8 protein-coding genes and 11 tRNA genes are annotated in these 13102 nt (G+C 55.3%); all 19 read left to right on the forward strand.

Features of this window, described 5'->3' with window-relative positions; all coding sequences use genetic code 11:
• The first annotated feature begins 104 nt into the window (after nt 1-104).
• The 19 genes from purF to KUF54_RS04080 all read left to right on the forward strand — a co-directional run bounded on the left by purF (nt 105) and on the right by KUF54_RS04080 (nt 13101).
• Nucleotides 105-1613, forward strand: a complete 1509-nt coding sequence (purF, locus tag KUF54_RS03990; RefSeq protein ID WP_219345405.1) for an amidophosphoribosyltransferase — start codon at nt 105-107, stop codon at nt 1611-1613.
• A gap of 302 nt (nt 1614-1915) precedes the next feature.
• The gene (locus KUF54_RS03995) at nt 1916-3127 is read left to right on the forward strand and encodes an O-succinylhomoserine sulfhydrylase (protein ID WP_219346262.1); all 1212 of its coding nucleotides are present in this window, start codon (nt 1916-1918) and stop codon (nt 3125-3127) included.
• Between the two features lie 120 nt (nt 3128-3247).
• Nucleotides 3248-4657 carry a glutamate--tRNA ligase gene (gene gltX, locus KUF54_RS04000; RefSeq protein WP_219345406.1) on the forward strand — a complete coding sequence of 470 codons (1410 nt, stop codon included), beginning with the start codon at nt 3248-3250 and terminating at the stop codon, nt 4655-4657.
• 71 nt (nt 4658-4728) lie between these two features.
• Nucleotides 4729-4804, forward strand: a tRNA-Ala gene (locus tag KUF54_RS04005).
• Between the two features lie 45 nt (nt 4805-4849).
• Nucleotides 4850-4925: transfer RNA gene (locus KUF54_RS04010), tRNA-Glu, on the forward strand.
• A gap of 48 nt (nt 4926-4973) precedes the next feature.
• A tRNA-Asp gene (locus KUF54_RS04015) sits at nt 4974-5050 on the forward strand.
• Between the two features lie 85 nt (nt 5051-5135).
• A tRNA-Glu gene (locus KUF54_RS04020) sits at nt 5136-5211 on the forward strand.
• A 48-nt stretch (nt 5212-5259) separates the two neighbouring features.
• Nucleotides 5260-5336, forward strand: a tRNA-Asp gene (locus KUF54_RS04025).
• An 8-nt stretch (nt 5337-5344) separates the two neighbouring features.
• Nucleotides 5345-5420 (forward strand) — tRNA-Ala (locus KUF54_RS04030).
• Between the two features lie 45 nt (nt 5421-5465).
• Nucleotides 5466-5541: transfer RNA gene (locus tag KUF54_RS04035), tRNA-Glu, on the forward strand.
• Between the two features lie 48 nt (nt 5542-5589).
• A tRNA-Asp gene (locus tag KUF54_RS04040) sits at nt 5590-5666 on the forward strand.
• Nucleotides 5667-5674: 8 nt separating this feature from the next.
• Nucleotides 5675-5750, forward strand: a tRNA-Ala gene (locus KUF54_RS04045).
• A gap of 45 nt (nt 5751-5795) precedes the next feature.
• Nucleotides 5796-5871, forward strand: a tRNA-Glu gene (locus KUF54_RS04050).
• A gap of 48 nt (nt 5872-5919) precedes the next feature.
• Nucleotides 5920-5996 (forward strand) — tRNA-Asp (locus tag KUF54_RS04055).
• Nucleotides 5997-6269: 273 nt separating this feature from the next.
• On the forward strand, nt 6270-6683 hold the full coding sequence (locus KUF54_RS04060) for a hypothetical protein (RefSeq protein WP_219345407.1): 414 nt from the start codon (nt 6270-6272) through the stop codon (nt 6681-6683).
• A 296-nt stretch (nt 6684-6979) separates the two neighbouring features.
• Nucleotides 6980-8275: a TolC family protein gene (locus KUF54_RS04065; protein ID WP_255576289.1), complete on the forward strand. Its 1296-nt coding sequence runs from the start codon at nt 6980-6982 to the stop codon at nt 8273-8275.
• Nucleotides 8276-8321: 46 nt separating this feature from the next.
• Nucleotides 8322-9527, forward strand: coding sequence for an efflux RND transporter periplasmic adaptor subunit (locus KUF54_RS04070; RefSeq protein WP_219345409.1), 1206 nt, complete (start codon nt 8322-8324; stop codon nt 9525-9527).
• Between the two features lie 4 nt (nt 9528-9531).
• Nucleotides 9532-12621: an efflux RND transporter permease subunit gene (locus KUF54_RS04075; RefSeq protein ID WP_219345410.1), complete on the forward strand. Its 3090-nt coding sequence runs from the start codon at nt 9532-9534 to the stop codon at nt 12619-12621.
• A 144-nt stretch (nt 12622-12765) separates the two neighbouring features.
• Nucleotides 12766-13101, forward strand: coding sequence for a P-II family nitrogen regulator (locus tag KUF54_RS04080; protein ID WP_219345411.1), 336 nt, complete (start codon nt 12766-12768; stop codon nt 13099-13101).
• Nucleotide 13102: the final 1 nt, after the last annotated feature.

Consider the following 13102-nt stretch of genomic DNA (forward strand, 5'->3'; position numbering starts at 1 on the left):
GGCGCGATCCGCCATGCCGGATTTCAAAGCGCAGGCGAGCCAATGGGTGGCAAAGCCGGCGAGTGTGGCGAAGAGCAATCTTCGCGAACAGATGGAACGCAACTATGTGTGGAATCGTTGGTGTGGTGAGCGCCGCACCCGTGAATCAGCTGATTTATGACGCCTTGCTGCTGCTGCAGCATCGCGGGCAAGATGCTGCTGGCATCGTGACTCAAAAAGAGCGCAAGTTCTTTATGCACAAGGCCAAGGGCATGGTGAAGGACGTGTTCCGCACCCGCAATATGCGCGCTTTGCCGGGCAATGTGGGTCTGGGTCAGGTTCGCTACCCCACGGCGGGTAATGCAGCTAGCGAGGAAGAGGCTCAGCCTTTCTACGTGAATGCGCCCTTCGGCGTCGTCATGGTGCACAACGGCAATCTCACCAATGCCAAGCAATTGCGCACCGAACTGGCTGACACCGATCACCGTCATACCAACACCGAAAGCGACTCCGAGGTTTTGCTGAACGTGCTGGCGCATGAGCTGGGTCGCGCATCTACCGGCGCGCCGCTGCAAAGTGAAGAAGTTTTTGCTGCTGTGCGTGCTGTACACAAACGCATCAAAGGCTCGTATGCAGTGATTGCCTTGATCGCTGGTTACGGCCTGCTGGCTTTCCGCGATCCTTTTGGCATTCGCCCTTTGTGCATGGGCCGCGGCGCGAATAACTCCATCATGCTGGCAAGCGAATCTGTGGCGCTGGAAGGCACTTCGCAAGTGTTCGAGCGCGACATCGCTCCCGGTGAAGCGATTTTTGTGCACAACGATGGCCGTGTTGAAAGCCAGCAATGCGCTGAAAACAGCCAGTTGTACCCCTGCGTGTTTGAGTACGTGTACTTGGCCCGCCCAGACTCCACTATGGACGGCATCTCGGTTTACCAAGCGCGCCTGAACATGGGTGAGACTCTGGCCAAGCGCGTGATCTCCATGGTGCCGCCCAATGAAATCGATGCAGTGATTCCTATCCCTGAGTCGAGCCGCCCCAGCGCCATGCAACTGGCGCAGCTGCTGGGCAAGCCCTACCGCGAAGGTTTTGTGAAGAACCGCTACGTGGGCCGTACCTTCATCATGCCGGGCCAAGGCGCGCGCAAGAAGTCGGTGCGTCAGAAGCTAAATGCCATTGGCAGCGAGTTCAAGGGCCGCAACGTGCTGCTGGTGGATGACTCCATTGTGCGCGGCACAACGTCCAAAGAAATCGTGCAGATGGCCCGCGATGCGGGTGCCAACAAGGTGTATTTGGCATCGGCTGCGCCACCTGTGCGCCATCCCAATGTGTATGGCATCGATATGCCCACCCGTTCGGAGCTGGTCGCCTATGGCCGCACGGTTGAAGAAATTCGCCAAGTGATTGGCTGCGACGCGCTGATTTATCAGGACGTGGACGCTATGAAACAGACTGTGGGCAAGATCAATCCCAAGGTCAAAGGCTTTGAAGCTTCTTGCTTTGACGGTGTCTACGTCACCGGTGATATCTCCAATGACGAAGTGACGGCATTGAATGAAGGCCGCAATCGCGGCGGCGAAGAAGAAAGCGAAGACACTTCGCGCCTAGCCCTGCCCAACGCTGAAGACAACTGAGCGAGCTAGTGCGCAAGTGCTGCAAGAAATTGTTTAGAGGCTGCGCACTGAATCTCTGAATGAAAAGGGTTGCTTAGGCAACCCTTTTCATTCAGTAGGAGAATAACGCTGCGATGTGCTTAGGATGCTCTTTTATTGAGAGCAATAAGTCTAGGTAAGTAAAGGACTTGAGTCGTATTTGACTCAAAGTTTTAAGAATTGATGACCAGTGGGCAAGTGCCGCTGGTCGATCTGCTTGAGATGAACATGAGCTTGATCCTGTGATGAAGCTCGAGCAGAACCAACCTCTGGATTTGACGACCGTGACTGAAAAGACATTACCTGAAGGTTTGCATCCCGAAACTTTGGCCGTGCGCGAAGCGGTTGAGCGCAGCCAGTGGGGCGAGCATTGCGAAGCGCTGTACCTGACCAGCAGCTTTGTGCAGCCCGATGCCGCCACTGCAGCGCGCCGCTTTGCAGGGGAAGAGGCCGGTTATACCTATAGCCGCACCAGCAACCCCACAGTCACCAGCTTTGAAAAGCGTCTGGCTGCGATGGAAGGTACGGAGTGCGCAGTCGCCACTTCTACCGGTATGTCGGCCATCTTGCTGGTGGCCTTGACGGCACTCAAGACGGGCGATCACGTCATCTGCTCGCAGTCCATGTTTGGCTCCACCATCAAGCTGCTGGGTACAGAAATGGCCCGCTTTGGTGTGGAAACCACTTTTGTGTCGCAAACCGATATCGAGGCGTGGAAGGCAGCCGTCAAACCCAACACGCGCATGCTGTTTGCCGAGACACCGACCAATCCGCTGACTGACCTGTGCGACATCGCTGCATTGGCTGAAGTGGCGCACGCCAATGGCGCGCTGCTGGCAGTGGACAACAGCTTTGCCACACCCATCTTGCAGCAGCCCGTGAAGTTTGGTGCAGACATCGTCGTGCACTCGGGCACCAAGTTCTTGGATGGCCAAGGCCGTGTCATGGCCGGCGCTGTCTGCGGCACTATCGCTTTGGTGGATAAGGTGATGGGCACCTTCTTGCGCAGCGGTGGCTTAAATATTGCCCCTTACAACGCTTGGACGGTGATGAAGGGTTTGGAAACACTGGCTCTGCGCGTGAAGGCGCAAAGTGCTGCGGCGCTGGAGTTTGCCACCTGGCTGGAAACCCATCCCAAGGTGGCCCGCGTGTATTACCCCGGGCTCAAGAGCCATCCTCAGCATGAGTTGGCCATGCGTCAGCAAAATGGCATGGGCGGTGCGGTGTTCGCCTTTGATGTGATTGGCGAGGGCGCTGAGCAACTGCGCGCCAATGCCTTCCATGTGGTGGATAGCACTCGTCTGTGCTCCATCACTGCTAATTTGGGTGATGTGAAGACCACCATCACTCATCCCGCCAGCACCTCGCACGGCCGCCTGTCTGAAGCGCAGCGCCAAGTGGCGGGCGTGGGTCAAGGCCTGGTTCGTATTTCCGTGGGCTTGGAGCACCTTGATGATTTGAAGGCTGATCTTTCTCGCGGGCTAGACACTCTTTAATAAAACACCCCTGAGCCGCTGCGGGTCTTGCTCGTAAGGCGGCTCTTGCTCGGTGTCAATGGCCTCAAGCGTTTACAGTTCAGGCCATACGTGCGTTATGAAGCACAAGGATTTTTTGACATGACTACTAACAAAATTCGCACTCGCTTTGCCCCATCGCCTACCGGCTTTATTCACTTGGGCAACATCCGCTCGGCTCTGTACCCTTGGGCTTTTGCACGTGCCAATGGCGGCGACTTTGTGCTGCGCATTGAAGACACTGATCTGGAGCGCTCCACCCAAGCTTCGGTGGACGTAATCATCGAAGGCATGGAATGGTTGAAATTGGATCATGACGAAGGCCCGTTCTACCAAATGCAGCGCATTGATCGCTACAAGGCGGTGCTGGCTACTCTGCAAGAAAAGGGCTATGTCTATCCTTGCTACATGAGCATGGAAGAGCTGGATGCCCTGCGCGAAAAGCAAATGGCTGCCAAAGAAAAGCCCCGCTACGACGGTACATGGCGTCCAGAGCCAGGCAAGGTGCTGCCCGCCATTCCTGAAGGTGTAAAGCCTGTGCTGCGTTTCAAGACGCCTCTGTCTGGCGTGGTGGCCTGGGAAGATAAGTGCAAGGGGCGTATCGAGTTTCAGAATACCGAGCTGGACGATCTGGTGATTGCCCGCCCTGATGGCACGCCCACATACAACTTCTGCGTCTGCGTGGATGACATGGACATGAACATCACCCACGTCATTCGTGGTGATGACCATGTCAACAACACGCCGCGTCAGATTCATATCTTCGAGGCGCTGGGTGTCAGTCTGCCCGTGTTCGCCCACCTGCCCACCGTGCTGAACGAGCAGGGCGAGAAGATGAGTAAGCGCAACGGCGCCAAGGCCGTGACCGCTTACCGCGACGAAGGCTATCTGGCTGATGCGATGGTGAACTATCTGGCCCGTCTGGGCTGGAGCCATGGCGATGATGAAATTTTCAGCCGTGCGCAATTCCTGGAGTGGTTCAACCTGGACCACTTGGGTCGCAGCGCAGGTCAGTTTGATGAAGCCAAGCTGCGCTGGGTCAATGCCCAGCATCTGAAGGCCATGGATGACGCTGAGCTGGCTCAGCTGGTTAAGCCCTTTGTCATCAAGGCGGGTGTGGCTGAAAGTCTGATTGACGCTGATGACCGCTTGGTGCGCATTACTGCCTTGTTCAAAGACCGCTGCGAAACTCTGGTGGACTTGGCGAACTGGGCCAAGGTCTTCTATGTAGATAGCGTTGAGCGCAATGCGCAAGACTATGCAAAACATGTGACAGAGGCTGCGGCACCTGTGCTGGATGCGTTTGCGGCTGTGATCGAAAGCGTGGAGTGGAACAAGGAAGCAATTGCTGCTTCTATCAAAGAACTGCTCAAAGCACAGGGTGTGAAGATGCCAGTTTTGGCGATGCCTGTGCGTGTTTTGACTGTGGGAACAGCCCATACACCATCGGTCGATGCAGTGCTAGAACTGCTCGGACGTGAAAAAGTTATCGCACGTTTAAAAAATCGCTAAAAACCTGTCTATAATTCGAGTCTCGATACAACGCAACTGATTAAACGGCGGTGTTGTAGAGATGGATTTTTGGGGGTATAGCTCAGCTGGGAGAGCGCTTGCATGGCATGCAAGAGGTCATCGGTTCGATCCCGTTTACCTCCACCAAGAAGTTATTGACGGCTGATTGAAAAATCAGATCGTTCTAGGATTGACCTTATCGTCTAGAGGCCTAGGACACTACCCTTTCACGGTAGGTACCGGGGTTCGAATCCCCGTAGGGTCGCCAAGTTTGAAGCGCTGGTAGCTATTGAATAAATAGCGAAGCTTCCTGCCAGGAGTGGTAGTTCAGTTGGTTAGAATACCGGCCTGTCACGCCGGGGGTCGCGGGTTCGAGTCCCGTCCACTCCGCCAGTTTTAAGCTAGTCGCTTGGTCAAAAAAGCGCCTTTAATGTAAAAGGCGCTTTTTTATTCACAAGCGGCAAGCTGTCCAAGGATTGACCTTATCGTCTAGAGGCCTAGGACACTACCCTTTCACGGTAGGTACCGGGGTTCGAATCCCCGTAGGGTCGCCAAGTTTGAAGCGCTGGTAGCTATTGAATAAATAGCGAAGCTTCCTGCCAGGAGTGGTAGTTCAGTTGGTTAGAATACCGGCCTGTCACGCCGGGGGTCGCGGGTTCGAGTCCCGTCCACTCCGCCACAGTTTTTGGGGGTATAGCTCAGCTGGGAGAGCGCTTGCATGGCATGCAAGAGGTCATCGGTTCGATCCCGTTTACCTCCACCAAGAAGTTATTGACGGCTGATTGAAAAATCAGATCGTTCTAGGATTGACCTTATCGTCTAGAGGCCTAGGACACTACCCTTTCACGGTAGGTACCGGGGTTCGAATCCCCGTAGGGTCGCCAAGTTTGAAGCGCTGGTAGCTATTGAATAAATAGCGAAGCTTCCTGCCAGGAGTGGTAGTTCAGTTGGTTAGAATACCGGCCTGTCACGCCGGGGGTCGCGGGTTCGAGTCCCGTCCACTCCGCCACAGTTTTTGGGGGTATAGCTCAGCTGGGAGAGCGCTTGCATGGCATGCAAGAGGTCATCGGTTCGATCCCGTTTTCCTCCACCAAGAAGTTATTGACGGCTGATTGAAAAATCAGATCGTTCTAGGATTGACCTTATCGTCTAGAGGCCTAGGACACTACCCTTTCACGGTAGGTACCGGGGTTCGAATCCCCGTAGGGTCGCCAAGTTTGAAGCGCTGGTAGCTATTGAATAAATAGCGAAGCTTCCTGCCAGGAGTGGTAGTTCAGTTGGTTAGAATACCGGCCTGTCACGCCGGGGGTCGCGGGTTCGAGTCCCGTCCACTCCGCCAGATTTTAAAAGCCGCAATCAAGAAATTGGTTGCGGCTTTTTTATTAGTTTTGCCGTATTTAAATCGGCTAGCTCCTGATTTTCTAGCGGAATACCCTTGCCATGCAGGTACTATGGCGGTAGTCTATGGTTTGCCCACTTGCAAGTGCTCACAAAATTTTTCATTTCGGGAACTTTTGTAGCTCCTAAGTACACAATCTAGTCATCATTAGAAATCGCATCTGATGATGATCTGTTCAATTTCCATCTACTTCTGAGCCTCTTCTTCTAATCCATGCGCCCGGCGTCTTCTTTCTTGCTGTCGCTGCTAATGTTTGCCTCCATTCTTGGGGTGCAACTGGCAGTTATGTGGGCTGCCGGCTCGCAAGGAGTGGTGACTGCGTCTTATGCGCTCGTTATTGAGCAGTATGAGTACGGCGCGGATGTGTTGCAAGAGTTTGAAGAAGATGTCGAAGACGATGCGCTGGAGTACTCCATCCATCGACCTCATCGCTTGGCTGAGCCCAATACAGCACAGGATGAGCGTACTGAACTATTTGGCCCCCCTGAGGAGGTCGCTGTCGGCATTGCTGCTGTCAGAGAACCTCCGCAAGAGATGGTGCCATGCCCGACGTCTCCTTGGCCTGACCGCATGCTGCGTCCGCCAAGTTTGAGCCTGCCGTTGGCAGGCAAGCTCCAGCACGCTTAACGCAATCGCGCGTTTTGGCTTTGTGCTGGGCTTTATCGTCCAGTGATATCTGTAGTCCTTTATTTCTGCTTTGCGAGGCTCAAGCCTGTCTCAGCAGCGTCCAAAAGGCTGCTTACCTGCATAAAAAGCATCTGGTGATGCATGCGCTGCTTGCGTGTGCAAGCAGCAGATCTTCATTCGTTTTCTTACTTTATCTGCCCTCAAGAAGGCAGCTGTGTTCTATGTTCAATAGATCGATAGTGCCGGCATCTTTACCGGCCAAAGTCGCGCCCCAATTGCGCCTTAAGCGCACTGCAATGTTCGGACTTTGTTTTGCTGCAGCCTTGTCTGTGCATGCGCAGACCGTTAGCAATAACACAAGCACAAGTACAAGTACAAGCCCTAGCGCTCTACAAGTCAGCAGCACCATTTCAGATCAGGCTTATCCCAAGCTGTCACTGACACAATTGGTGCAAACCGTGCTGGATAACAATCCAGAGTTGCGCTCTGTGCAGCAGTCGGGTGTGACGGCTCAGGCGGCAGTGGTTACTGCTGGTGCCTTGCCTAATCCCAAGCTGGAATGGAGTCGTGGTGACAACAAGGCGCGCATGGCATCGGCTACGCCCGGTAACGTGCAAACCATGGGTGTTTCTGTACCCATTGAAATGCCTTCAGTTCGCAGCGCCCGTATTGAAGCTGCGCAAGCGGGTCAGCGTGCTTCGGTGTATCAGATCAATGCATCTCGGAATGCCTTGGTGGCTCAGGTCAAGCTCAAGGCTTATGAAGTCGTGTTGCGTCAAGCGCAGGCGCAAGCTGCCAGTGATGCTGTCAAGCTGCTCGAGCAGGCTCACGAGCGTGTACGCGTTCGCGTCTCCAGCGGTGAAGCGCCGCGTTACGAAATCATCAAGGCGGATGCTGAGTTGATCAACGCGCGCCAGCAAGAGCAAACAGCCAAATTGCTGGCTGAGCAGTCTCAGCTCACGCTCAACCGCATGGCAGCCGGCCAGTTGCCTCAGCGCTTTGATTTGGCTTTGTCGCTGGAAGACCCTGTGGCAAAGGCTCAGCTAAGCGATATCGACTGGCAAGCGCATCCTGAGCTGCTGCAATTGCAGTCTGAGATGGAAAAGGCCGAGGCACAAAAGCAAGGCGCTAAAGCCAGCCGCTGGCCGGGCGTTGAGCTGCGCTATGCGCAGACGCGCGAGCCCGATATTCGCAACAACACCTTGGGTGTGAGCGTGCAGATTCCTTTGTTCGATCAGCGCCGTGGCCCGATTGATGAAGCTGCATCGGAAGCAGAGCGTGCCCGTTTGCGCATGGAGGGCCGCAAGGCTGAGCTTGAGCAGCAAATGCGACAAGCTGAGAAGGTCATGGAAATGGCCAAAGTCCGCACCAAGGCGCTGAGCGAAGGCTCAGTGCGCCAAGCGGAATCGGCGCTGCGTGTGGCTGAAGCAGCTTACCGCTATGGCGAGCGCGGCATTTTGGATGTGCTTGATGCCCAGCGTGTGCTGCGTACAGTGCGTGCCGACTTGCTGGAAGCTCGTTACCAAATGCAATCCGCCCGGATTGAACTGGATTTTTTGGCTGGTCGCTATGCCCAGTTTTCCGCGCTTTGATTTTTCAAGTCTAAGACCCCGTTTTCGTATTTATTGAATTCGCTATATGTCTTCACATCACCAATCTAGGACAAATCGTCCTGCCTCTCTGGTTCTTGCGCTGGCTTTGGCTGGACTGGCCACGCTGACATTGACAGCCTGTGGCAAAGATGAATCCGCAGCTACTGCGGCTGCTACGCCCGCTAAGGTTGAGCTGGACCCTATGGAAGTCCAAATCACAGCTCAGATGGCACCCAATTTCAAGACTGCTGCCGTGGCACAGGCTGAAGTGGCATCCGTGCTGGAAATTGCCGGCCGTATTGAAGCTAATGAACGCAAAGTGACTCGCATCGGCGCCGCCGTTACCGGCCGCGTTACTGATGTCCTGGCTGAAACGGGTGACCGTGTGAAGCAAGGACAGCCCTTGGCGCGTGTGGCCAGCCCTGAGCTGACCACGGCCCAATTGGCTTATATGCGTGCTAACGCAACAGCGACTTTGGCCGAGCGCTCTGTGGAGCGCGCGCGTCAGCTGATTGCTGCGGATGTGATTGGCTCTGCCGAGCTGCAACGCCGCGAGTCAGAGGTGCAGATTGCCCGTGCTGAAGTACGGGCAGCGGGCGACCAGCTCAAGTTAATGGGTCTGTCTGCTGATGCGCTGACGCGCCTGCGCGCTCAAGGCAGCGTGGCCTCTAATGCAGCGATTACCGCCTCGACCTCAGGTATTGTGATTGAGCGTCAAGTCAGTCAAGGACAGGTTGCCCAGCCGGGTGATCCTTTGTTCACGGTGGCCGATCTGTCCAATGTTTGGGTCGTGGGTGCTTTGCCTGAACAAGTCGCGCGCAGCGTAAAGACGGGCCAGAACGTGCAAATCGATGTGCCTGCGCTGGGCCTGACGGTGGAAGAAGCGCCGATCTCCGGCAAGATCATCTATGTGGGTGATACCGTGTCGTCAGAGACACGTACGGTGACGATTCGCACTCAGGTGAATAACAAGGATTTGGCGCTCAAGCCCCAAATGCTGGCCAGCATGAAGATTCAGGGAGCGATGGAAAAAACGCTTGCCATTCCTGTTTTGGCTGTGGTGCGTGAAAACGACAAGGATCACGTTTATGTGAAGAAGGCGGATAACCATTACCGCCTGACCCCTGTCGAGTTGGGTGCTGCCAGCGGCGGGCTGCGACCTGTCATCAAGGGTCTCAATGAAGGCACGGAGATCGTTATTGAAGGCGCTTTCCACCTGAACAATGAGCGCAAGCGCGCTGAGCTGGAGTAAACCCATGATTGCCTCCATGATTCGTGCCGCGCTTTCGCAGCGGCTGGTGGTGATTGTGCTGGCGCTTGTTGTCTGTGGATTTGGCCTGCGTGCTGCTATGAATCTGTCGGTGGATGCTTTCCCCGATGTGACGAATGTGCAAGTGCAGGTTGCCACCGAAGCGCCTGGCCGCTCCCCCGAGGAAATTGAGCGTTTTATTACCGTGCCTCTCGAAATTTCCATGACCGGCTTGCCCGGTTTGGTCGAGATGCGCTCGCTCAACAAGAGCGGTTTGTCCATCATTACGCTGGTGTTTACGGATGAAACTGACGTCTACTTTGCACGTCAGTTGGTCACAGAACGCCTGATTGAAGTCACTCCGCGCATGCCCGGCGGCACCGTGCCCGTGCTGGGCCCTGTGTCCACCGGTCTGGGTGAGGTCTATCAGTACACGCTTGATCACCCTGATGATGGCGAACGTGCGCTGACACAGGCCGAGCTGACTGAGCGACGCACTATTCAGGATTGGGTTGCGCGTCCTTTGCTGCGTTCCGTTCCCGGTGTGGCTGAAATCAACTCGCAGGGGGGCTACGTCAAGCAGTACCAAGTGCTGGTTGATCCAGCGCGTCTGCGTCACTACGGCCTAAGCGTGCGTCAAGTGGTTCAGGCCGTGGCTGATAACAATGCCAATGCCAGTGGTGGTATCTTGCCGCAGGTAACAGAGCAGTATCTGATCCGCGGCGTGGGCATGATTCGTACGCTGGAAGATATTGACAACATCGTGCTCAAAGAGCAGGACGGCGTACCGGTCTATGTGCGTGATGTGGCCAAGGTACAAATTGATGCTGAAGTCCGTCAGGGCGCCATCATTAAGGGTGGTTACACCGAAGGCGTATCCGGCATTGTGCTGATGATGCGCGGCGGTAATGCCAAGGAAGTCGTGACCCGCGTGAAAGAGCGCGTAGACGAGATCAACAGCAAGGGCATGCTGCCCGGCGGTTTGCAAATCGTCTCTTTCTACGACCGTACTGATCTGGTGGACTCGGCTCTGTGGACCGTGGGCAAGGTGCTGATTGAAGGCATTTTCCTGGTGGTTGTGGTGCTGTTCATCTTCTTGGGCGATGTGCGCTCCAGTTTGATTGTGGTGGCGACGCTGATCATCACCCCGCTGACGACCTTCATCATGATGAACCGTTACGGCATCTCGGCCAACTTGATGTCTCTGGGGGGGCTGGCGATTGCCATTGGTTTGATGGTAGATGCGACCGTGGTGGTGGTGGAAAACGTTTTCCATAAACTGGGCCAAGCAGGCGATTCACGCGGTGAGCGTATTCGTACGGTGCTGTCTGCCACTGTGGAAGTGGCAACGCCTACCATCTTCGGTATCGCCATCATTATTTTGGTGTTCTTGCCGCTGATGACGCTGCAGGGCATTGAAGGCAAGATGTTTGCGCCTCTGGCGCTGACGATTGCCATGGCTTTGGCAATCTCGCTGGCCGTGTCGCTGTTCCTGTCGCCCGTGCTGTGCTCGTACTTCCTTAAGGGCGGTGCGGACCACGACACCAAGTTGATTGGTTTCCTCAAGCGTCACTACCTGCGTCTGCTGGATGGCGCGACGGTGCGCAGCCGTTTGACTTTGGCTGTATCCGTGGCCTTGCTCCTTGGTTCGCTGGGTCTGTTCCCCTTCTTGGGCAAGTCTTTCATGCCCACCATGAAGGAAGGCGCTTTGACGCCGCAGATTAACCGCGTGCCCAGCATTTCTTTGGACGAATCCATCCGTATGGAAATGGATGCCATGAAGGAAGTGGCACAGGTCAAGGGTGTGAAGTCTGTGGTCTCCAAGCTGGGCCGCGGCGAATCGCCTGCCGATCCTGCCGGCCCGAATGAGTCCGACCCTATCGTGATTCTGGATCCGGAATCTGGCCGCACTCAAGATGAGATTGACGAGGAAATTCGTCAGCGTTTGTCCAAGATTCCAGGTGTGCAGATTGTGCTGTCTCAGCCTATCTCTGAGCGCGTGGATGAAATGGTGACAGGCGTGCGCTCGCAGCTGGCCATCAAGGTGTTTGGTGATGAGTTGGGTGAGCTCAAAGACGTCTCTGAGCAAGTAGCGCGTATTCTGAAAAGCGTTTCTGGCAGCACTGACATTCGTATTGAGCGACTGTCGGGCCAGCAGGCTTTGACCGTGGACATCGACCGCAAGGCGATTGCTCGTCACGGCCTCAATGTGGCTGATGTGCAGAGCGTTCTGGAGTCCGCCATTGGCGGCAAGGACGTGACTACGTTGTATGAGGGTGAGCGCCGTTACTCTGTGGTGGTTCGCTTCCCGCAGTCTCAGCGTAATTCGGCTCAAACCATTGGCGCTACTTTGCTGACGACATCTTCTGGCGCGCAAGTGCCGTTGAGCAGTCTGGCCAAGATTGAGCTGGTGGATGGCCCTGCGCAGATCAGCCGCGAAGGCGGTAAGCGCCGCGTGGTGGTTGGTGCCAACGTTGAAGGGCGTGACTTGGCTGGCTTCGTGGCCGAAGTCGAGCAGCGCTTGGACAAGGAAGTGAAGTTGCCTGATGGCTACTACTTCAAGTTCGGCGGTCAGTTCGAAAACATGGAGCGCGCCATGGGCACGCTGCAGGTGATCGTGCCGCTGACTATTGTGGCTATCTTCTTCCTGCTGTTCTTGCTGTTTAACTCTCTGAAGATTGCCAGCTTGATCATTTTGGTTCTGCCATTTGCATCGATTGGTGGCTTGATTGCGCTGTTTATCACGGGCGAATATTTGAGCGTTCCGGCTTCCGTGGGCTTTATTGCTCTGTGGGGTATTGCGGTGCTCAACGGCGTGGTGCTGGTCTCCAGTATTCGTCAGCTGCGTCAAGATGGCTTGGAAGTGGCCAAGGCTGTGCGTGAAGGCTGTATTCAGCGATTCCGCCCGGTGATGATGACTGCCACTGTGGCTTTGCTGGGCTTGGTGCCATTCCTGTTTGCGACAGGTCCAGGCTCAGAAGTTCAGCGCCCGTTGGCTATTGTTGTGATCGGTGGTTTGATTACTTCCACCTTGTTGACACTGGTGGTGCTGCCTACGCTGTACCGCTGGTTTGATGAGAAACCAACAGAGGCTTAAATGCCCCTGAGGCGCTTTGCGCCTTTCCCCTCTCTCGCTTTGCGGGAGAGGGCGACGCCATCGCCGTGAGGCAGCTCTTGCTTGGCGTTTCAGGGTTGGAGTGCGATAGTTTTGACGCGTGAATACTAAAAGGAGAGTGAAGCTATGCCGATGAAGGAAATTCGGGCCATTGTGCGGCCCAGTCGACTGGAGCGTCTGCGCACTGCGCTGCGTGCTATTCCTAACTTTCCTGGTGTGACCATTTTCAAAGCTGAGGGCTTTACGGCACCGGCGGCAGTGGACAAGCGCACAGTCAAGGATGAGTTGACTGATTTTTCGGACAAGCTCATGGTCTGCGTCATCGTGGATGACTCCATGGTGGAGCCGGTTCGTGAAGCGATTGTTACGGCTTGCGGTACTGGTCAGATTGGTGATGGTTTGGTTTGGACGGTGGACATTGGCGAGATGCATCGCATTCGTGATGGCAGTACTGTGAGCTAAG

This window comes from Comamonas sp. Y33R10-2, from assembly GCF_019355935.1.
Classification (GTDB): domain Bacteria; phylum Pseudomonadota; class Gammaproteobacteria; order Burkholderiales; family Burkholderiaceae_C; genus Comamonas.

Coding starts and splice junctions, on each gene's coding strand:
- purF (WP_219345405.1), top strand. CDS start 105: ATGTGTGGAATCGTTGGTGTGGTGAGCGCCGCACCCGTGAATCAGCTG.
- KUF54_RS04070 (WP_219345409.1), top strand. CDS start 8,322: ATGTCTTCACATCACCAATCTAGGACAAATCGTCCTGCCTCTCTGGTT.
- KUF54_RS04075 (WP_219345410.1), top strand. CDS start 9,532: ATGATTGCCTCCATGATTCGTGCCGCGCTTTCGCAGCGGCTGGTGGTG.
- KUF54_RS04080 (WP_219345411.1), top strand. CDS start 12,766: ATGCCGATGAAGGAAATTCGGGCCATTGTGCGGCCCAGTCGACTGGAG.
- gltX (WP_219345406.1), top strand. CDS start 3,248: ATGACTACTAACAAAATTCGCACTCGCTTTGCCCCATCGCCTACCGGC.
- KUF54_RS04065 (WP_255576289.1), top strand. CDS start 6,980: ATGTTCGGACTTTGTTTTGCTGCAGCCTTGTCTGTGCATGCGCAGACC.
- KUF54_RS04060 (WP_219345407.1), top strand. CDS start 6,270: ATGCGCCCGGCGTCTTCTTTCTTGCTGTCGCTGCTAATGTTTGCCTCC.